Origin of the sequence: Colwellia asteriadis, assembly GCF_039523295.1 — a bacterium.
GTDB lineage: Bacteria > Pseudomonadota > Gammaproteobacteria > Enterobacterales > Alteromonadaceae > Colwellia > Colwellia asteriadis.
In genome coordinates this window covers 367,776-387,598 of sequence record NZ_BAAAFA010000001.1, presented here as the reverse complement: position 1 = coordinate 387,598, position 19,823 = coordinate 367,776, and the positions used below count along the sequence as shown (strand labels likewise).

The 19,823-nt window shown below is 39.5% G+C and carries 13 protein-coding genes; 9 read left to right on the top strand and 4 right to left on the bottom strand.

Annotation, left to right across the window (positions count from 1 at the left end):
- Positions 1-26: 26 nt before the first annotated feature.
- Positions 27-2,570, bottom strand: coding sequence for a glycoside hydrolase family 31 protein (locus tag ABD005_RS01575; protein WP_343814175.1), 2,544 nt, complete (start codon positions 2,568-2,570; stop codon positions 27-29).
- A 282-nt stretch (positions 2,571-2,852) separates the two neighbouring features.
- Here ABD005_RS01575 and ABD005_RS01570 point away from each other — a divergent pair, with 282 nt between their 5' ends.
- The 3 genes from ABD005_RS01570 to ABD005_RS01560 all read left to right on the top strand — a co-directional run bounded on the left by ABD005_RS01570 (position 2,853) and on the right by ABD005_RS01560 (position 9,914).
- Positions 2,853-4,523 carry an alpha-glucosidase family protein gene (locus ABD005_RS01570; protein ID WP_343814172.1) on the top strand — a complete coding sequence of 557 codons (1,671 nt, stop codon included), beginning with the start codon at positions 2,853-2,855 and terminating at the stop codon, positions 4,521-4,523.
- Complete coding sequence (locus ABD005_RS01565; protein ID WP_343814169.1) at positions 4,523-6,385, top strand: alpha-amylase family glycosyl hydrolase; 1,863 nt, start codon at positions 4,523-4,525, stop codon at positions 6,383-6,385. The genes ABD005_RS01570 and ABD005_RS01565 overlap by 1 nt, the downstream gene beginning before the upstream one ends.
- Before the next feature lie 244 nt (positions 6,386-6,629).
- Complete coding sequence (locus ABD005_RS01560) at positions 6,630-9,914, top strand: S41 family peptidase (protein ID WP_343814166.1); 3,285 nt, start codon at positions 6,630-6,632, stop codon at positions 9,912-9,914.
- 158 nt (positions 9,915-10,072) lie between these two features.
- Here the strand turns inward: ABD005_RS01560 and ABD005_RS01555 are convergent, their stop codons facing one another.
- The 3 genes from ABD005_RS01555 to ABD005_RS01545 all read right to left on the bottom strand — a co-directional run bounded on the left by ABD005_RS01555 (position 10,073) and on the right by ABD005_RS01545 (position 13,496).
- Positions 10,073-11,455 (bottom strand): diguanylate cyclase, encoded by a 1,383-nt coding sequence (locus ABD005_RS01555; RefSeq protein ID WP_343814164.1) that lies wholly within the window; start codon positions 11,453-11,455, stop codon positions 10,073-10,075.
- A gap of 342 nt (positions 11,456-11,797) precedes the next feature.
- Positions 11,798-13,129 (bottom strand): M56 family metallopeptidase, encoded by a 1,332-nt coding sequence (locus ABD005_RS01550; RefSeq protein WP_289847617.1) that lies wholly within the window; start codon positions 13,127-13,129, stop codon positions 11,798-11,800.
- Positions 13,122-13,496, bottom strand: a complete 375-nt coding sequence (locus tag ABD005_RS01545; RefSeq protein ID WP_215980300.1) for a BlaI/MecI/CopY family transcriptional regulator — start codon at positions 13,494-13,496, stop codon at positions 13,122-13,124. Before ABD005_RS01545 ends, ABD005_RS01550 begins: the two co-directional genes overlap by 8 nt.
- 264 nt (positions 13,497-13,760) lie before the next feature.
- Between ABD005_RS01545 and ABD005_RS01540 the strand changes: the two genes are divergently transcribed.
- The 6 genes from ABD005_RS01540 (at position 13,761) to ABD005_RS01515 (ending at position 19,650) form a co-directional block, all read left to right on the top strand.
- Positions 13,761-14,228 carry an RNA polymerase sigma factor gene (locus tag ABD005_RS01540; RefSeq protein WP_215980301.1) on the top strand — a complete coding sequence of 156 codons (468 nt, stop codon included), beginning with the start codon at positions 13,761-13,763 and terminating at the stop codon, positions 14,226-14,228.
- A 17-nt stretch (positions 14,229-14,245) separates the two neighbouring features.
- On the top strand, positions 14,246-15,196 hold the full coding sequence (locus tag ABD005_RS01535; RefSeq protein WP_343814158.1) for a FecR family protein: 951 nt from the start codon (positions 14,246-14,248) through the stop codon (positions 15,194-15,196).
- Positions 15,197-15,308: 112 nt separating this feature from the next.
- Positions 15,309-17,933: a TonB-dependent receptor domain-containing protein gene (locus tag ABD005_RS01530; RefSeq protein WP_343814155.1), complete on the top strand. Its 2,625-nt coding sequence runs from the start codon at positions 15,309-15,311 to the stop codon at positions 17,931-17,933.
- Between the two features lie 125 nt (positions 17,934-18,058).
- On the top strand, positions 18,059-18,649 hold the full coding sequence (locus ABD005_RS01525; RefSeq protein WP_343814153.1) for a biliverdin-producing heme oxygenase: 591 nt from the start codon (positions 18,059-18,061) through the stop codon (positions 18,647-18,649).
- Complete coding sequence (locus ABD005_RS01520; RefSeq protein WP_343814150.1) at positions 18,646-19,053, top strand: YbaN family protein; 408 nt, start codon at positions 18,646-18,648, stop codon at positions 19,051-19,053. The genes ABD005_RS01525 and ABD005_RS01520 overlap by 4 nt, the downstream gene beginning before the upstream one ends.
- A gap of 126 nt (positions 19,054-19,179) precedes the next feature.
- Positions 19,180-19,650 (top strand): nuclear transport factor 2 family protein, encoded by a 471-nt coding sequence (locus ABD005_RS01515; RefSeq protein ID WP_343814146.1) that lies wholly within the window; start codon positions 19,180-19,182, stop codon positions 19,648-19,650.
- Positions 19,651-19,823: the final 173 nt, after the last annotated feature.

Here is a 19,823-nt window from a genome sequence, read left to right as displayed (position 1 = left end):
AAGTATAATGATTAATTTTTTGTCATTTAAAGTAAAGTTAGCGTTGCTGGTTGATGTTGCCAGCTGAACTTTACCGTTAATGTTTTGTTTTTTTCATGCCAAACGCTGTTAGTAATGGCGGTATTGTTTAAATGAATCGCTGTTGGCGGCTTTTGCCAATTATGGATCACCATTGTGATAATGCGCTCTTGTGGCATACCTTGATAACCAAAGCCAGTATTGATTTTTTTCAGTGAGCCATTGAGGCTATTAAGCTGATTTTTACGAGAGAGCTTAATAGTAAGTTTTTGCGCTTTTTGTTCAGCCTCAAATTGCAGTAATTCAAATAAACCTTTATCCATAGCGTGTGCAGTTTTTCCGTCATCTTCATACATTTCATAGCGAGCGGAGGTTACAGATGAATCCGCATAATAGTGTAAATTTAGTTTGCTGTGCTGATAATCTTCAGTTGACTGAATTGCATCAACCATAGGAATAAAAGAACCCGCTCGCACTAACACCGGTAAGGTATTGATATCGGTGGCAAGGGTTATGGTCTGTTTTCCTTGGTATTTAGGGCTTGGTTTGTGCTCTGCTGGAAAGTATTCAAACCAAACGCCAGCAGGTAAGTTGACTTCAACATGTTTAACGTCAGGATTAACGACTGGGGTCACTAAAAAAGCATCGCCCCATAGGTAGCTGTGCGTATTGTCTATGAGGCTTATGTCTGCCTCGTCTTCAAAAAATAGCGGGCGCATTAACGGCATGCCAGTGCGACTATTTTGATACGCTAAGCTATAGTTGTAAGGTAGTAGTTGATACCTGAGTTTGATAAATTTTCGTAAAATATCTTGGGTGTTTGTATCATGAAAGACTACTTCTGCAGCAATGTTATCTTGTGCATGGGGGCGATAAATAGGCTGGAAAACACCGTATTGTAACCAACGAATGTATAATTGCTTATCAAAGCTTTCCCCACCAGCAAAGCCCCCTAAATCAGAGTGAGTATAGGCCATGCCTAATACACCCATTTGTAAACCTAACTCAACTTGTGGCTTTAATCCGCCCCAAGAACGACTAACATCACCTGTCCATGGGATCATCCCGTAGCGTTGTGAGCCCGAAAACCCTGAACGCATTAAAATAAAAGGTCGCTCGTTAGGGTTAATGGCTAATTGGTTGTTATAAACCATTTTGGCCCACTGATGGCCGTAAGCATTATGAATTGCATCACCATTAACCACACTGTTATCGCTTAAGGTATGTAAGGTGTCACTTGGATGCACTTCAGGCTCGCCTAAGTCGCCCCACCAGCCAGCAACGCCTTGTTGGTATAAATCGGTATAAATATTATTAAACCATTGTTGACCTTGGTTACTAAAAACATCGACTAAGCCGGTGTTTCCAAAATAAAAGTCGAAGCGTTTAGGTTCACCAGTAGCATCTTTTGCAAGTACTTTTTTATCGCTTGCTTCTTGCCATTTACTTGATGTAGTTAAAACAAAAGGCTCAGTAATTAAAACGGTTTTCACCCCTTGTGCTTTAATATCTTTCATCATTTTTTTGGGCGTAGGAAAAGTGTCTTTATCCCAAGCTAAGTTACCCATATGCCCTTTAATATCTTTACCAAACCAATATAAATCGAGTACGAGTGCATCAAGAGGAATGTCTAAATCAACAAACTTTTTTACCGTGTCTCTCACTTGCTGTTCGTTGCGGTAACCAAAACGAGAAGCAAAATTTCCTAATGTCCAACGGGCAGGTAGCGGCTGTTTTCCTGTGACATTCACATAGTTATTAATTAACTCAGGGTAGGTTTCTCCGGTAAAAACAAGGTATGCCATACGACCAGAAACGGCTGAAAATTGCATAATATTTTGCTCAGCATTTGCTAGGTCTAAATAGCCTTTGGCTGAATTATCAAATAAGACAATGTACTTGTTACTCGACATAACTGCGGGTAAGCTAAAATTCATTTGGCTTGATTCGGTGGTATAGCCATAGTGGGCTTTATTATACAAAGGCATAGCATGGCCACGCCTATTCATACCAAGAACGCGCTCGCCACCACCGAGTAGTTTTTCGGTATCGTCAAGGTGAAAACGAAAGCCTTGTACTGCAATATTTTGCTCATTTTCCTTAACTGAACCGCTAAAGTAACCAGACTCCTCCGCTAAGAGTAGTTTACTTGGTTGTTGATTATTTTGCTGATAGTAACGGATGGCAAAAGGTGATTTTTGAATAACGGCGGTTAACTGCTTCGTTGTAAAGGTGAGTTGCTCTTGGCTGTCTTTGGTACTAAAACTAGATTTTAGCGCTTGCTCTTTTATAGCAAAAGAGGGGAGTTGCTGTGCAGGAAATTTTGATTGTTCTATTTGATATACCACTTCTACCGCACCGCTGTAATTGCTTAAGCTGACACGACCTAGCTTAGTATTAATGACTAGAGTATTATTTTTTATTTCGTGACTAAGGTAGTGGTTATTATTAAGAGACTCGCTCGCGAGTACTTCATTGACGCTGCCTGATGTAATAATACATAAAACAGATAACAGGCATAGCGATAAATTTTTAACGAATAGTGAACGCAAAGTAATACCTTAAATGAGAGTGGTAATTGGTCAGTATTCAAGATGATAACCTTAGTATTGTCTTGCCAGCATCTTGAATACGTATGCAAGTCATATTAAGTATTAGCGAAAAAATTACATACGTATGTAATTTTTTATAAAGCCTATACATACGTATGCAGAGACTATTACCTACGTTTTTAATTGCGTATTCTTATTTGAAAGAATTATTCCGTGTTGATGGCACTTTTTACAAGCAATAGGCTTAAGTGGCTCAATTGGCGCAAATGTTGAGGTTTTCAAATGAGTGAACAAATGTGGTGGCGTGGTGCAGTTATTTATCAAATTTATCCGCGTAGCTTCTGTGATGCTAATCAAGACGGCATTGGTGATCTTCCTGGTATTATTAGCAAGTTAGATTATATTGCCAGTTTAGGGGTTGATGCTATTTGGATTTCGCCATTTTTTAAGTCGCCAATGAAAGACTTTGGTTACGATATTAGCGATTATCGTGATATCGATCCTATTTTTGGTACTTTAGCTGACTTTGATGAGTTAGTTGCCAAGGCGCATGAGCGCGGTATTAAGATTATGATTGATCAAGTACTTAGCCATACCTCAGACCAGCATCAGTGGTTTATTGACTCAAGAGAAGATCAAACTAACGATAAAGCTGACTGGTATGTATGGAGCGATGCTTCTCCAGACGGCACAGCACCTAATAACTGGCTTTCTATTTTTGGTGGTTGTGGTTGGACATGGGATCCTCGTCGCCAGCAATACTATTTACATAACTTTTTATCGAGTCAACCTGATCTTAACTTTCATAATGATGAGGTAAGAAAAGCGGTATTAGACAATATTGAATTTTGGCTAAAGCGCGGTGTTGATGGCTTTCGACTTGATGCGATTAATTTTTGCTATCACGATGCTCAATTACGAGATAACCCGGCAAAACCAAAAGAGTTGAGAACGAATATTGGTTTTGATGAGAAAAATCCTTATGCCTACCAGTATCACTATTACAACAACACCCAAGATGAAAACTTAGGCTTTATGGAAGATATTCGACGTTTACTTAATAAGTATCCGGGTAGCGTTGCCTTAGGTGAAATATCGTCAGAAGACTCACTAAAAACCATGGCTGAATATACGCAAGGTAGCGAGCGTTTACATATGGGCTATAGCTTTGACTTACTTACCGATAACTTTAGCGCAAGTTATATCAAACAAGTAGTTGAAACTCTTGAGGCGCGAGTTGCCGATGGTTGGCCTTGTTGGGCCATTTCAAACCATGATGTGCAACGTGTAGTCACTCGCTGGGGAGGCTACAAAAGTAAAACCTTTGCTAAAATGTTGTTTGCCATGATTGCTTCTTTACGCGGTAGTATTTGTAGTTACCAAGGTGAAGAGCTGGGCTTAATAGAAGCCGATATTGCGTTTGAAGATATTCAAGACCCTTACGGCATTACTTTCTGGCCACAATTTAAAGGCCGAGATGGTTGTCGTACTCCGCATCCATGGCAGCATGACTTAGCTAATGGCGGCTTTAGTGAGGCTAAACCTTGGTTGCCGGTATCGAAAGACCACGTAGCTAATGCGGTTGACTTACAAGAAGAAGATATTGATTCAGTGCTAAATAGCTATCGACACTTCAATCGCTGGCGCAAGCAACAGCCAGCGTTATGTTACGGTGATATTAGTTTTATTAACACAGCAGAGCCTTTGTTAACTTTTGTTCGCCATTATCAAGGTGAGCAGTTATTAGTTTGTTTTAACTTCAGTGAGCAAGAGCAAAAAGTCGATATTTCACAATTTAATGCTTTATGTGAACTTGACATTAATACCGAAAACTTAAATGAAGTAAAAGGTCATAAACTGGCGGTAGCCACTCTTACTAATAACATTCTGCTAATACCTGCGTTTGGTTGTTTTTATGGCAAATTAAACACTGTAAACAAAGCGAGTAGCTGATGAAAAGTAATCTGGCCAAGATAATACCTAGAGTAAATCCTGCTCTGAGTAAAGCTGGTTTAGTGTTAGCTTTTAGCTTGAGTTTTAGCGTTAGCGCTTTGACATTAGCAGCGAATCTTACTACTGATACAAGTGCTGACAGCAGCTCTAAGCACAACGAATTGTCTGTAGCTACTAACACTTTGGTCGCTAAAGCTAAAGATCTTCGCCCTTATCAAGAACGCGATTTTCAAGATGAGGTGTTTTACTTTGTGTTACCCGATCGCTTTTATAATGGCGATGCGGCTAATGATTTAGGCGCATCACTTAGCGATACTCAGCGTGCTTTATCACGTGGTGGTTTTGATCCAACGCATAAAGGCATGTATCACGGTGGTGATTTAATCGGCTTAACTGAAAAGTTACCCTACCTTGATAACATGGGTATTAGCGCTATTTGGTTAACGCCTATTTTGCGTAATCGCGCTGTTCAGGCGGGTACCTCAGGTTATCATGGCTATTGGATTTTAGACTTTACTGAAATTGACCCTCACCTAGGCAGTAATGCCGAATTAAAGCATTTTATTGACCAAGCTCACCAACGCAATATTAAAGTTTTTTTTGATATTATTACTAATCACACCGCTGACGTGATTAAGTATGAAGAGTGTCATGGTAAAGCTGGAAATGCTTGGTTAGTAAAAGGCGACGACTGTCCTTTTAAGTCAAGTGAACAACTCGCACAGGGCGAACGTTACACGCCATTAATTCCACTGGGTGAAGAAGCGATTAAATCACCTACATGGTTAAACGATCTTAAGTATTACCATAACCAAGGGGATTCTTTTTGGCAGGGTGAGAGTGCGGTTCGTGGTGATTTTGCCGGTCTTGATGATTTATATACTCAACATCCGCAGGTTGTTGCTGGCATGATTGATATTTATAAAAATATTATTGATGAATTTAAGCCAGATGGCTTTCGTATTGATACGGTAAAACACGTTAATATTGAGTTTTGGCAAGCGTTTTCACCTGCGCTAATGCAACACGCTAAAGCGCAAGGGATTAAAAACTTCTTCATGTTTGGCGAAGTGTATAGTTTTGAACCTGAGCTTTTAAGCCGTTTTACCACCGAAGCGAAAATTCCCTCGGTACTTGATTTTGCTTTTCAAGGCGCAATGGAAAAAACGCTAGTGCAGCAACAAGGTACCGATGTTTTAGCAAAATTATTTGCTCAAGATCACCTTTATCAAAGTAACATCAGTAATGCTAATCAGTTGGTTAACTTTACGGGTAATCATGACATGGGGCGTTTTGCCTATATGCTTAAAAATAGCCCGAAAAATTACAGTGAAGCCGCGCAAATAGAACGTAACTTGCTTGCCCACGCGATGATGTTTTTTAGTCGTGGTGTGCCAGTAATTTATTATGGCGACGAACAGGGCTTTGTCGGAGATGGTGGTGATCAAGCTTCTCGCCAAGATATGATGCCCTCAAAAGTAGCGAGTTATAATGATGATGATTTATTAGCAACGGATAACAGCACTGCCGATAATAACTTTGATGTTAGTCACCCTTTCTATCAGCGCTTTAGTGAGTATGCTGCGCTATACCAGCAATATCCTGCATTACGTTTTGGTCAACAAGAGGTTGTTTATGCTCAAGATAGTGCCGGTATTTTTGCGATAACCCGAGACTATCAAGTAACTGAGAATAGTGATAAAAAGTCACAAAAGTTGTTAGTTGTTTTTAATACCGCGACACAAGCTCAACCTCTGACCAAGGTTATGAAGCAAAGTGATGTTCAGCTAATTTATCGTTCAGTGAATAGTGGTAGTTCAGATGAAATTGCAGCGTTGAGCTTTGCTATTTACCAACTTTAATCATAGCCCAGCAAATCTAATCACAGCCCACCGAAAAATAGCTTGCGCGCATAATGTTACGCTCAAGCTATTTCTACTTGTTTATAAAAAACTGCTCTATCTTAGATGTTATTTGTTAATATAGTGTTGATTCTCACACAAATTAAGATCTGTTTAGCGGTCTAATCATGCCTGTAGCTTCAATAGAAGTTAGTGGCGAAAGCATAACAGTCTTAAATATAAGTATTAATAAAAAGGATAGAAGATGAAAAAGCTTATTGGCCTTTGCTGTGTTTTACTCTGTCAGTTTGCCTCTGCGCAACAAGGCTATTACCGCTCGCCAACATTACAAGGTGATAATGTTGTATTTACTGCTGAGGGTGACTTATGGCATTACTCCTTAAAAAACTCCTCGGCTAAACGTTTAACTACTCATCCTGCTGAAGAAAAACAAGCGCGTATTTCTGCCGATGGTCAATGGCTTGCCTTTACTGCCAACTATGAAGGCTCAACGGAAGTTTACGTTATTGCACTTGCTGGCGGTGTAGCGAAGCGCGTTACTTTTGAAAACAGCAATGTGCGTTTGCAAGGTTGGCACAGTGACGGCAGCATTTTATATGCAACGAATAGCCGTGTTGGACCAACAGGGAACTGGACTTTAAAAACCGTTAATCCTGAAACATTTCAAACAAGCTTTATTCCGTTAGCCGACGCCATTGAAGGCAGTATTGATGAAAAAAACAATACGCTATTTTTTACGCAATTTGGCTTACAAGTATCTTCTGATAACGCTAAAATTTATCGCGGTGGTGCTCAAGGTGAGTTATGGCGCTTTCAATTAGAGGGTAATAAAGAAGCAAAACTGTTGACCAGTAAACATCATGGCGATGTTCGTCAGCCTATGTATTTTGACAATAACGTCTATTTCATTAGTGATGCCAGCGGTGCTGATAATATTTGGCAAATGAATACCCGCGGTGAAAAATTAAAACAAGTTACTCATTTTAAAGATTGGCCAGTTCGTTCTGCTGGACTTGATGAAAACCGTATTATTTTTCAACAAGGGGCTGATTTAAAAATATTGGATTTAGCTTCTAAAGACGTTACAACTCTTGATATTCAGTTGAGCTCTGATTTACCTAACTTGAGAGAGAAGTGGGTAAATAAGCCACTAAAACACTTAACCTCGGCAACCATTTCATCATTACCTAAAGTGACCATTACCGCGCGTGGTAAAGTTGCGATAGCCAGTACTGATAAATCACGTTTAATTGAAGTCTTTACCCCACCAACGTCACGAACGCGCAATGCTATTTTAAGCCATGACGGACAATGGGTTTACGCCATCAATGATAGTAGCGGTGAGTTAGAAATCTGGCAATTTGCTGCTGATGGCTCAGACAATGCTAAACAGTTAACTAATGATGGTAATATTTTCCGCTGGAATATGCACTTATCGCCTGACGGAAAGAAAATTGCGCATGATGATAAGGCCGGTAATTTATGGTTACTTGATATAGATTCAGGTGAAAATAAAAAACTACTTGAGAACAATGACGGCTTAAGCCCTTTTCAAGATGTGGTGTGGTCAAGTGACAGTCATTATTTAGCATTAACTCGCTCAAAACAAAAAGATCAACGTAGTCGCATTGAACTTTTTAGTATTGCTGACAATAAAGGTAAGCTACTTACCACAGATAAATATAATGCTTATTCGCCGGCGTTTAGCCCAGATGGTCAGTGGTTATATTTTCTCTCAGACAGACATTTTAACGCGACACCATCATCACCTTGGGGTGACAGAGTGATGGGAGCCGTTTTTGATCGTCGCAGCCAAATTTTTGCTTACCCGTTAACGGCAAATGCACAATTTCCATTCCAGCCAAATAATGAATTGTTAGCGGCACAAGCACGCAGTGATAAAGAAGCAAAAGAGCAAGCGAAAGCAGACTCAAAAAGTAAAGATAGCTCTGTAACAACAGTGCAAGAACAGTTAAGTTGGGAGTTACTGGGTGAAACATTATGGCAAGTACCCGTACCGTCAGGTAACTTTAATAAGCTATCAGTTACGGATAAACATTTATATCTATTAGATCGGGCTACGGGGGCAGGTAATAGCCCGAGCTTACATGCAATTGAAATAAAAACTGACGCTAAACTCAAATCTTTAGTGAAGGGCATTGCCGACTACCAATTAACAGCAGACAATAAACAAGTTTTTGTTCGTAAAGCTAAAAGTAATCAAATGTTGATTGTTGACGCTAATGGTAACTTCCCCGCTAAAACCGCAGGTTTGACTGTGGATACTGCTAGCTGGCAGTTACTGATTAACCCTCAACAAGAGTGGCAGCAAATTTTCCATGATGCGTGGTTAATGCATCGTGATTTCTTATATGATGCCAATATGCGCGGCCTTGATTGGCAGGCTGTAAAAGCCAAATATGAGCCATTATTAAACCGCTTAACCGACCGTCACGAGCTTAACGATATTTTTAAGCAAATGATGGGTGAGTTAAACGCTCTTCACTCGCAAGTGCGTGGTGGCGATTATGCCAAAGACAACAGCGCCGCTAAAACCGCAACATTAGGAGCAGCCCTTAAACAAACAGCCGCTGGCGTTATAGTTGAGCATATTTATCAAACCGATTCAGAATTACCTTTGATGAACTCGCCATTAAACCAGCCTGGCGTAGATGTTAATAATAACGACCTTATTGAAAGTATTAATGGTCGTAAAGTTACCAATATTGCTCAAGTGAACGCTGCTTTACGCAATCAAACGGGTAAGCAAGTATTATTAGCGCTAATACGTGGTGATAACGTGCATAAAACCGTTGTTGTGCCTGTAAGTACCCGCAAAGATTATCAATTGCGTTACCAAGATTGGGTTAACTATAACCAAACTAAGGTCAGTGCTAATAATACTAATATAGGTTACTTACATTTACATGCTATGGGCGGTAATGATATTGCCAGTTTTGCGCGTGAGTTTTATCATCAAATTAATAAAGAGGGTTTGATTATTGATGTTCGCCGTAATCGTGGTGGTAATATTGATAGTTGGATTATTGAAAAGCTGTTACGACGTGTATGGATGTTTTGGCAGTCGCCTATTGGTGAGCCAAGCACTAACATGCAGCAAACCTTTAGAGGCCACTTAGTGGTATTAGCCGATCAAATGACCTACTCCGATGGTGAAACTTTTACTGCGGGTATTATCGCCAATAAACTTGCTCCTGTTATTGGTAAACAAACAGCGGGTGCTGGTGTTTGGTTACGTGGTGCTAATCAACAATCTGATGGCGGTATGGCAAGAGTGGCAGAGTTTCCTGTGTATGCGATGGATGGACGCTGGATTGTTGAAGGACATGGCGTTAAACCAACAATTGAGGTGGATAACTTACCTCATGAAACCTTTAACGGTAAAGATGCTCAATTAGAAGCTGCACTTAAGTATTTAAACAAAAAGCTTAACAAGCAGCCGATAAGAAAAATGCAACCTAAAGCTTTTCCACCAGTTGATCAGCCGGCAGATGATATTGTTAAATAACAGCTAAAGTTAATTCACACCAAGTGTGAATTCCATTACATAAAAAAGCCAGCTTTGCTGGCTTTTTTATGGCTGATTTTTAGCTGGTTTTTAGCTAGATATTAACTAATTATTAACTAATCACTAACTAATCACTAACTAATTATTAACGGTTTCTACTATACGGCGAATGCTTTAATGCAATTTCTTCCCTCATTTTTTGCTTGGTAAAGTGCGATATCTGCCCGTTCAATCCATGAGGCAATGTCATCATTGGCTGTTGATTGCGAGACACCAACACTAATTGTTAAGTGTATGTTTAACTCAAAGGTTGTTTCATCAACGGCTTTTACTAGGCGCTGTGCTAAAGCAATCGAGTCAACTTTGGTGGTTTTAGGTAATAATACAATAAACTCCTCGCCACCCCATCTGGCCGCGATATCCCCAGCGCGTAATACCTGAGATAGCACGGTTGAAAATTGCTGAAGCACTTTATCTCCCACATTATGACCATGCTCATCATTAATTTTCTTAAAAAAATCAAGGTCAATCATCATAATTGCAGAAATACATTGATGCCTAAGTACATTATTAAAGTGGTCTTTTACCGTCGACATAAAATAGTGTCGGTTATATAAATTGGTCAAATTGTCGTGAAATGAACGGTATTCAAGATTTTTATTGGCTTTGGTTAATTCTTCTTTTATTTTTTCAAGCTCTTGGTTTTTATCATGTAATGCTGCGAACACTTTCATGTTAACCAGACTCCGCCATAAAAAAATAAAGAAGATAATGGCGGCGCTAGCGGTAAGGTAATACAGTAATGTGTTGTCTGTTTGTTTAACTATTTTTACGTTGGTCCATTTATTTAAAATAGTGTTGTGTTGTTTACTGGTGATTTGATCGATGGCTTGGTTAAAAGCTGGGATTAAGTGGGCATTCGCTTTGGTAAAACCAATACGTAGTTGGTCTTGTAAGGAAATCCAGCCATTAATTTTTAGCGTTTCTAGCTCTAGTTGATTAATTGTTAAATTAATGGAATAGAGAGAGCCAGCATAAACATCGATTTCGCCTTGCTCTACCGCTTTTAAACCTTGGGCTTCTGAGTCCATTATTTTTAATTTCATTTTAGGGTAATTGCGCGGAATCTCTTCCAGCAATCGATAACCAGAAACTACGCCTAAAGTCATATCTCCTATTGCAGGTAACCCTTGCATAAAAGGGATGTTTGGTTTACTTACCAAAACATTAGGACCGAAAAAATAAGGCATAGAAAAAGAGAGGAATTTTTCACGCTCAGTGGTTCTGTTAAGCATTAAGGTTAAATCACAAGCGTTTGATTGAAGTTGTTCTATGGTTTGATGCCATGAGGGGCTTGGCTTTATCGTGAAAGAGTAGGGGGTTAACTGTTTGAATATTTCAAGGTAATCGCTAGCAATACCAGTATGTTGACCATTAATAACGCCTTCGAAAGGCATCCAGTCAGGGTCTACGCAAAAGGTTAACTGCTGGTTTTTTTCTTGAGCGAAAGCGCCAAAAACACAGAGCAAGGCTAATGACAATGTAAAGCCTCTTAACAACTGTATGGCAAATGTTAAGTGCTGTTTAATAATACCTGTAGCGTAATACCTATTGAACAACTTCCTGCTACCTTGTGGTTTAGTATAATTATGTCAGGGGTAGTATTTAGTATAGAGCAGATTATTATTTATACGACTTTTACGAGGGGCAATATTTAGGGGGTTGCTACTTACTCACTCAGTTAGCGTTTATTAGTGTAAAGTAGACGTAGATAACATCAGTATTTATCTACGTCATCGTTTTATTTTTTCATTCAGTTAATTTGTTAAGCTAAGTTAAGCTAATCTAAGTTAAGCTAATCTAAGTTAAGTTAAGTTAACAAATCAATTGCTTACCTTGATGCGTTCAATCAGGGGCTCTGGTTGTGTTGACGATTCATCCATCAAATAATCTAATTGCACTAATAAGTTTTTAGTTACTTTATTACTCGCTTTATAGCGCCACTGTTTTAAAGCCGTTACCGCTGTTTTATCAAAAACATAAGCAGGTTTAGCATTCACCACTTCAACATTCGTCACACTACCGTTTTCAAGCACATCAAACTTTAATACCACCGAGCCTTCAGTACCAGCTTTAGCGGCTTCAATAGGATATTTAGGTTCAATGCGATGGGTTGGCTGTACTTCAAATTGTTTGTGGTCTTGTTTTTGTGCCTCCTTTAATTGGCTACTGGCATAGGTAACCCCAGCCACTAATGATGTTGATAGTAATGTTACTAGTGCTAACATGGCGACTTTACTGATAGGCTTTTTATGGTCCATTTTTTTGATTTGTTCGATACGATTAAACATAAAAGATTGTTCTCCATTGTGTTTGAAACTCATTAATGTAAAGGCATTAGGCGGTGAGGTTTCAGCCGCTACTACTAAGGCTTTACAATATTCGATCCTGGACTGAGTCTGTTTTCGCGATAAAACAAATTGATCGCAGGCATGCTCTTGATCTTGGCGAAATGCTGCATAAGCTCGCCAAGCTAGCGGATGAAACCAAAATAACGCTAAGAGCAAAAGCGCGACTTGGTTCGCCCACATATGGTGGTGAGAAAAATGACAAACTTCATGAGCAATAATCAGCTGTTGCTGCTCTGGGGTATAAAGTTCGTTAAAATCCTCAGGAATAACTAAGATTTGCTTAAACAACCCCATTAACATTGGACTATGAACATGGCTACTTTGCGCAAGTGTCAAAGAGTTAGTGCTGCGGTTGAGTTTTTTAATTTCTTGAGTAAACGCATGATGGCTTGCTGGTTTGAGCATTAACTTTTTTTGATAATCAACATGCAAGGTTAACCAATAACCTGCGAGCATAGAAAAGCCCAGTAGCCAAATACTAAAAAGTGTTAACTCAATTGAGACATTATGGCTCAAGTGTTGGTTAATCGTTAAGGTTGGCTTAACGATGTAAGCCTGTATTGAGTTATGGGTAAAGCTATCGTTAAAGCCATAACCTCCAAAGCGAATAACCTCGTTGATAATACTTGCAGCAATAGGCGTAAGCGTAATAACTAAGCATAAAGGCAGTAATAGCCATAAGCGATAGCTGTTTTTGGCATCAGTGTTTTGCCTCAACGATTGACGAATCATTAAAATAAACATAAGAATGCATGTTAGAGGTAATAACGCGTTGACTAATAAAGCTACTAAGTCGCTAATCATTATTTTTTTCCCAGTCAGAAATCAGTGCTTTAAGTGCGGCGACATCTTCTTTGTTCAAATCATTCTGTTTCGCAAAGTTAGCCACTAAAGGCGTTATTTTTCCGCTAAACATTCGCTCGATAAAGCTCTGACTCTCTTTTAGGGTGTAAGCATCACGCTCGACTAACGGTGAATATAAATAATGGCGTTGTTGCTTTTCAAAGCTAATCGCTTGTTTTTTTACTAAGCGATTGAGTAACGTTTTTACGGTTTTTTCATGCCATTCTTTATGTTGGTTTAAGCGTGCAATAATCTCATTAGCGCTGGCAGGTGCTTGTTGCCACAGTGCATCGAGTACTTCAAATTCAGCATTACTAATTTCGGTCATAACAACTCCTATAACTTTTGATTACAAATGTAATTTATCCTTATAGATTACATCCGTAATTCTTTGTGTCAAGTTATTATTGCTGCATCATCACAATCATTCTCTATAGCAGAGTTTTAAAGAAAGTAACGCTGGGCATTAGGGGAACAATATCAATATTTGATAATTTTCCACTCTCACACATTATATGCAAACGATAATGATTGTTATTAACTTGTTTTGCTGGTAGCATCCTGCTCCTTTTTCGAAACAGATGGGTGTACATTGGAAAGATATTACACTGAGGTTTTAAGCTTTATCTCTCGCTCAGTGGGCTGTCGTAGTAAAGCAGAAAACATAGTACAAGAAGCTTATGCTCGTTTACTGAGTCGCCGTATTAAACAAGAACAGCCTGATGATAATCACCAACGGGCACTGTTTTTCACGACGGCAAAAAATATTGTGATTGATAACTACCGTCGCAATAAAAAATTTGTTGAGCCTGAAGAACGCGAACTTATAGCGCCATGCGATTATGAGCCAGAAGCAAAATTAGCGAGTCAACAACAGCTCAATTTGCTTTATACTTGCATTGAAAAGTTACCACTGAAAACCAAACAAGCCTTTGTCTTATATAAGTTTAAAAACTTAAGCTACCAAGAGGTTGCTGAACAAATGGCTATTTCAGTGAGTATGGTTGAAAAACATTTAGCGACGGCCATGCTTGCATGTCGTGATGTATTAAAAAAATAAGTACGAGAATCACAACAATGACAAGTCAGCAAACACCATTGCAATTACAACAGCAAGCTAACCAGTGGCTCGAGTTACAACGAACAGGGCTAAATGCAAAACAACAACAGGCATTTTTACGTTGGCTAAACGAAAGCTCGGATCACTACGATGCTTATCAACAAAGTCAGCAAGTTGACCAGCTACTTGCACAATTAGGCGAGGGTAAAACAGCAGCGATTAATAAAGCAGTTACACTTTCTCCTATTCGAAAAGTGTTGGCCATCGCTGCCAGTGTCACAATTTTAATGGTCAGCCTAACTAGTTACTACTTTGGGGGAAATACTGATTCAAACTTTACTGCTAACTATCAATCTGCTCGAGATGAACAAATTGACTTTAATCTTCCTGATGGTAGTAAGCTTAGTTTAGATGCACAAACACAGCTTGCCTTAGCGTTTGATGCTAAGCAGCGCGTGAGTCATTTAAGCCAAGGTAGGGCGTTATTTGATGTGGCAAAGAACCCACAGCGGCCTTTTATTATTAATACAAATAGAGCCGATATTACCGTATTAGGCACACGCTTTAGTGTTGATAGCAAAGTTGACAGTACGCGAGTTAGTGTAGAGCACGGGCGCGTAAAAGTGCAAAGCACTCGCTATGGGGAGCCTGCAGTTGAATTAGTACAGGGTCAACAAGCAGTGCTTAGTGAGCACGGTGTTGAAGTACTCAATATGAATCCACAACTTGTTGATGCTTGGCGTAGTGGTCGTTTAGTCTTTAATAACGTGCCATTGAACGAAGTATGTGCAGAGTTTAGCCGTTATCACGATGCTAATTTTAAGTTTAGCGAGTATAGCGTTAGTAATATGATGCTATCTGGTACTTTTAATGCGTCAGAGCTCGATAATTTTTTAAATTTATTGCCACATGTTTTGCCCGTAAATATTAAAAGCAATAATAATCAGGTGGTTATAAGTAAAAGTTAAGTGTACTTAAAATAACTGCAAAAAAATCAAAAAAAAATCAAAAAAACATTGAGGGATTCGCATTCTCATTCGTTTTCATATAAACACATTTGCTCTATATGGAATCATTGTAATGTTCACCTCCACGCAACACAGCTTAAAGCTAACCACTCTTCCCCTTGCTTTAGGACTGCTTTTAGCTCAGCCTTTGGCAGCTCAAACTCGGGCAAACCTAGTCAGCTTTAATATTGCTCAGCAGCCACTTAGTCAGGCGCTTAATCAACTTGCTGAGCAAGCCAATATGAGCTTAATTGCCGACGCAAGTTTGTTGGTAAACATACAAGCGCCTACGTTAGATGGCCAAAGAACGGTACGTGATGCTTTAACGAGAGTCTTACAAGGTACAGAACTAACTGCTGAAATAGTGGGTAATAATATTATTCTTAAAGCAGCTGACACCACAGCCGAGAGTGATGTTGCCATTGTTGAGTTGCCTGCTTATTCAGCCAGTCTTAATGAGCCACGACGTGATATTGAAGTTATCGTAGTTAAAGGTCAGCAAATTAACCTTAATCGCGAACAATTAGAGCGTAGCAAAGGCAGTTCAAACTCAGATATTTTCTCAACCCATACCAGTATTGAAGCAAACAATATACGTAATGAAGCGGGGGCGCTTGATATTGGTATTCGCGGTGTACAAGGCGAAGGGCGAGTACCGGTGTTTATTGATGGTAGTTTGCAATCAACTCACACTAACCGTGGTTATATGGGAACATCAGATCGCAGTTACATTGACTCAGATTTTATCAGCACAGTTTCTGTTGAAAAAGGCTCATCGGTTAAGGGCAGTTTATTCAATGCTGGTGCTATCGGGGGGACGGTTAATATTACCACCTTAAACACCAACGATATTCTTAAATCGGGTCAAAGTGTCGGTGCGTTAATAAAGCTAAAAACATACAACAATAATCACACACCAACGGTTAGCGATGATGCCAACCAACAGCAGTATTACCACGTTCGCAATAATAATAGCAGTAGTGATTTTGATAATGGCGGCATTATGGCTGCTGGCGCCTATCAAACAGACAAGCTTAAAACCGTTTTTGCTTACAGTAATAAAAAAATTGGTAACTACTTTGCGGGCAAAAATGGTTATGACCACTTTGTTGAAGAATCCCCGTGGGGGCAAATATTGCCACCAGTCAACCAGGGTGGAGAAGTGGTAAATACCAGCTTTGAAAGTGAATCTTACCTCGCCAAAGTACAATATGCTTTTAATGATGAGCATGAAATAGAGTTAAATACTCGTCATCATCAACAAGAAGCTGGTGAAATGCTGGCTTCGTACTGGCATAAGCAAAGAGAAGGTGATTTTTGGATATTGCCAAATGGTGAATATGGTGAAGTGCCTGCGGGCATTGAAACTATGCCACAATGGGAGCCAGGTACCGCTAAAGTTAATAGTGCTAGCGCTTTGTATCGTTATTTACCAGCCAACAATGCATTAGTTGATTTGAAAGTTAACGCTTGGGCAACAGAGGCCAAATTAGCGCAATATAATGCCTTAGGGAGTAACTTTGGTCCAAATGCTCTGCAGTACTTTCATGAGTACAGCAATCAACGTCAGGGTTTAGGTGTCTATAATTCATCATCTTTTAACCTCGCCACTATACCAACTACCCTAATGTATGGTGCGTCTTGGCAAGACGAAAACCTAAAGCCAAAACCAGGATCAGCAGAGAATTTTTACGGCGACCTCACGACCTCACGTGATGGTAAACAAACCGTGCGCAGTGTATTTGTTAATGCACAAATTGATTTAGAGCCAGTTGAACTGTCGCTTAACCTGAACCATCATGACTCAAAAACGACAGATAACCAGACGGGGTTAAGCCAAGAGTTTGATCCTAAAACCGATATAACGGCACAGGTTTATTATAGTGTGCTAAGCAATACCGCACTAAAATTTAAATATAGTAAAGCTTATAGAATGCCAAACCTCTATGAAACCACGGTTTCTAATGAAGTGTTTTCATACTCTCCGTATTACCCTGTAACACCTGAAAATACTAATACTTTTGAATTTGGAGTTGAGAGCAGCTTTGTTAATACGCTAACACCAGGAGATAAGTTAACGCTATCAGCTAGCTATTTTGATACACGTATTGAAAATATGCTAGCTACTGGAAATTTACCTAATAAAGACCCTAATGCAACAGAGTGGCAAACTTCTGCTTATACCTTTACTAACTACGATTCATTTGAATTACCAGGGATTGAACTTAGCATTGATTATCAAGGCGACCTATTTTATAGCACGCTTTCATATACCAATTATACAGATATAGAAATGTGCTCTAGTGAGTATGCTGAGCTTGAAGGCGTTGAAAAGTGCAATAATCAGGGGTTTTCAGGTAGCTTAACACCGCTACGCATTCCACCTAAAAGAAATCTTGTCGTCTCGCTTGGTAAGAAGTTATTAAACGATAAACTCGATACGGGCTTTATTTACAAAGGCCATTCTGCCAAAGAACACCCCGGTGGCTTTTTAAGTGGTACTGGCGCAAAAGCCGTTAAGAAAATTCCAGCCAGTTATCAGCTTGATTTCTATGTTGATTATCAATTTAACAACACTATCAGTGGTTACACCACAGTAACCAATTTGACTGACCGCTATATCGTTTCATCTGGTTCAATCGTTGCTATGCCTGAGCCCGGACGTACGATTACTCTGGGTCTTGAAATCAAAATATAAAGTGCTAGGGCAGTTAAACCGCGGCTCAAGCTTGTTTATATCAAAGAAAAAATACTTTTATACAAGTAACAGCACAGTAAAAATTATTGTTACAAACCATCAAAACACCGTTAAGGAAGTAAAACATGACAGCAGCAGTAAGCGCCTCATCTCGGGCACTAGCACTTCGACAAGGCACTGCCGATTTACATGACAATATCGACAAAAGCATTATGGAAAAAGACCCATTTGCGAATGTTGATAATTATGTGAAATTTTTATCACTACAATATTATTTTTTAAAAGATGTCTCCGCACTCTATGAGCATACACAGTTAAGTAAACACATTGACGACTTAGTTTCACGTCGCCGTCTTGGCTTATTAGAACAGGACTTTATTGACTTAGAACGCAGGCTTCCGACTAGCACGCTTGTGCCACTTATTGATAATAATACCGACCTAGCAACTGCGCTTGGTTGGCTATATGTTGTTGAAGGCTCAAAAGTTGGTGCTGCAATGTTAGGAAAACAAGCGCAAGCTCGTCTACACTATACAGGAGAGTTTGCTGCACGTTATTTAGCTGGCCCAGGAGCTGGACGTGGCAGCGCATGGCGTCACTTAGTGCAATTAATTGACACTATTGAATTAACCGCAGCACAAGAGCAAGCACTGATTAATGGTGCTCGCCAAGCGTTTACCCGTTTTCAACTTTATCAGGCACAAGTTTATTCATGAATTTAAAGGTAACTTTAGTCTCCTATAAAAATATTGGTTACCAACTACTGGGCTTAGCTCTGGTTGGATTGGGCATTATTGGTATTGTTTTGCCAGTAATGCCGACCACTATTTTTTTCATTTTGGCATTGGCGTGTTTTACACACTCATCGCCAAAACTGACGGCTTGGTTACTCAATCACCCTCGCTATGGCGCAAGTTTGCGTCATTGGCAGGCACATAAAGTAGTGCCGATAAAAGCGAAATGCTTTGCTGGAGCAGGTATGCTCGCAGGGTTAATTATTTTATCTTTAAGTAATGCACCTTGGTGGGTTGTGAGTTTAGTGGCCGCAATAGAGGTTATTGTTATGATTTACCTAGTTGCTCGGCCATCACAAGTGCCTCAAAATGAGCTTCAACATTGATACTTATCACGCTTTATTATTGGATATAGCAGGCTACATCATTAAATCGGCTTATGGCTGCGGCATCTAAAAAACTACTTCGAACAACTACCTTCAATATACAACACCACTAAAAAGGAAAAACCTATGCAAGCAAAAAATAACCTTTGTCTTGTTTTTATTCTACTTATTGCAACACTTACCTCAAGTGCTAGCTATGCTAATGGTCAACCAAGAGACTTAATAAAGGAAGAGCAAAATAGGCAACTTGTTATTGCTTTTTACGATGCTTTTTTCAATAAACATCAAGTACATCAAGCCGCGGAAGTTGTTGCTGATAACTACATACAACACAACCCGTATGTAGCTGATGGAAAAGCCCCTTTTGTTGGTTACTTTGAGGGGTACTTTAAAGATAACCCTCAATCTAAAGCAACCATTGTTAGAAGTGTTGCAGACGGTGACTTAGTCTGGTTACATGTAAACTCAACTGATGGCAAGGGAGTCAGCGAAGCTGTTGTTGATATATTTCGTGTTGAAAATGGTAAAATTGTTGAGCATTGGGATGTTATTCAACCCGTACCAAGCGACTCCGCAAACAGTAATACTATGTTTTAAAGTGTATTAGTGGTTAGTTAGACCCCGTTAGTTAGATAGAGATAGCTTTTCAGATGAAAATGCCAAGGTCACGGATGTGACTTTGGCTGTTCAGCTTAGCTACTTTGTTAAGATAGCTACTTTGTTAAGGTATTTAGTGGTCGACCTAAGTGCGCTAATATTAGTTAGAAATG

Coding starts and splice junctions, on each gene's coding strand:
- ABD005_RS01570 (WP_343814172.1), top strand. CDS start 2,853: ATGAGTGAACAAATGTGGTGGCGTGGTGCAGTTATTTATCAAATTTAT.
- ABD005_RS01565 (WP_343814169.1), top strand. CDS start 4,523: ATGAAAAGTAATCTGGCCAAGATAATACCTAGAGTAAATCCTGCTCTG.
- ABD005_RS01560 (WP_343814166.1), top strand. CDS start 6,630: ATGAAAAAGCTTATTGGCCTTTGCTGTGTTTTACTCTGTCAGTTTGCC.
- ABD005_RS01550 (WP_289847617.1), bottom strand. CDS start 13,129: ATGATTAGCGACTTAGTAGCTTTATTAGTCAACGCGTTATTACCTCTA.
- ABD005_RS01545 (WP_215980300.1), bottom strand. CDS start 13,496: ATGACCGAAATTAGTAATGCTGAATTTGAAGTACTCGATGCACTGTGG.
- ABD005_RS01535 (WP_343814158.1), top strand. CDS start 14,246: ATGACAAGTCAGCAAACACCATTGCAATTACAACAGCAAGCTAACCAG.
- ABD005_RS01530 (WP_343814155.1), top strand. CDS start 15,309: ATGTTCACCTCCACGCAACACAGCTTAAAGCTAACCACTCTTCCCCTT.
- ABD005_RS01525 (WP_343814153.1), top strand. CDS start 18,059: ATGACAGCAGCAGTAAGCGCCTCATCTCGGGCACTAGCACTTCGACAA.
- ABD005_RS01520 (WP_343814150.1), top strand. CDS start 18,646: ATGAATTTAAAGGTAACTTTAGTCTCCTATAAAAATATTGGTTACCAA.
- ABD005_RS01515 (WP_343814146.1), top strand. CDS start 19,180: ATGCAAGCAAAAAATAACCTTTGTCTTGTTTTTATTCTACTTATTGCA.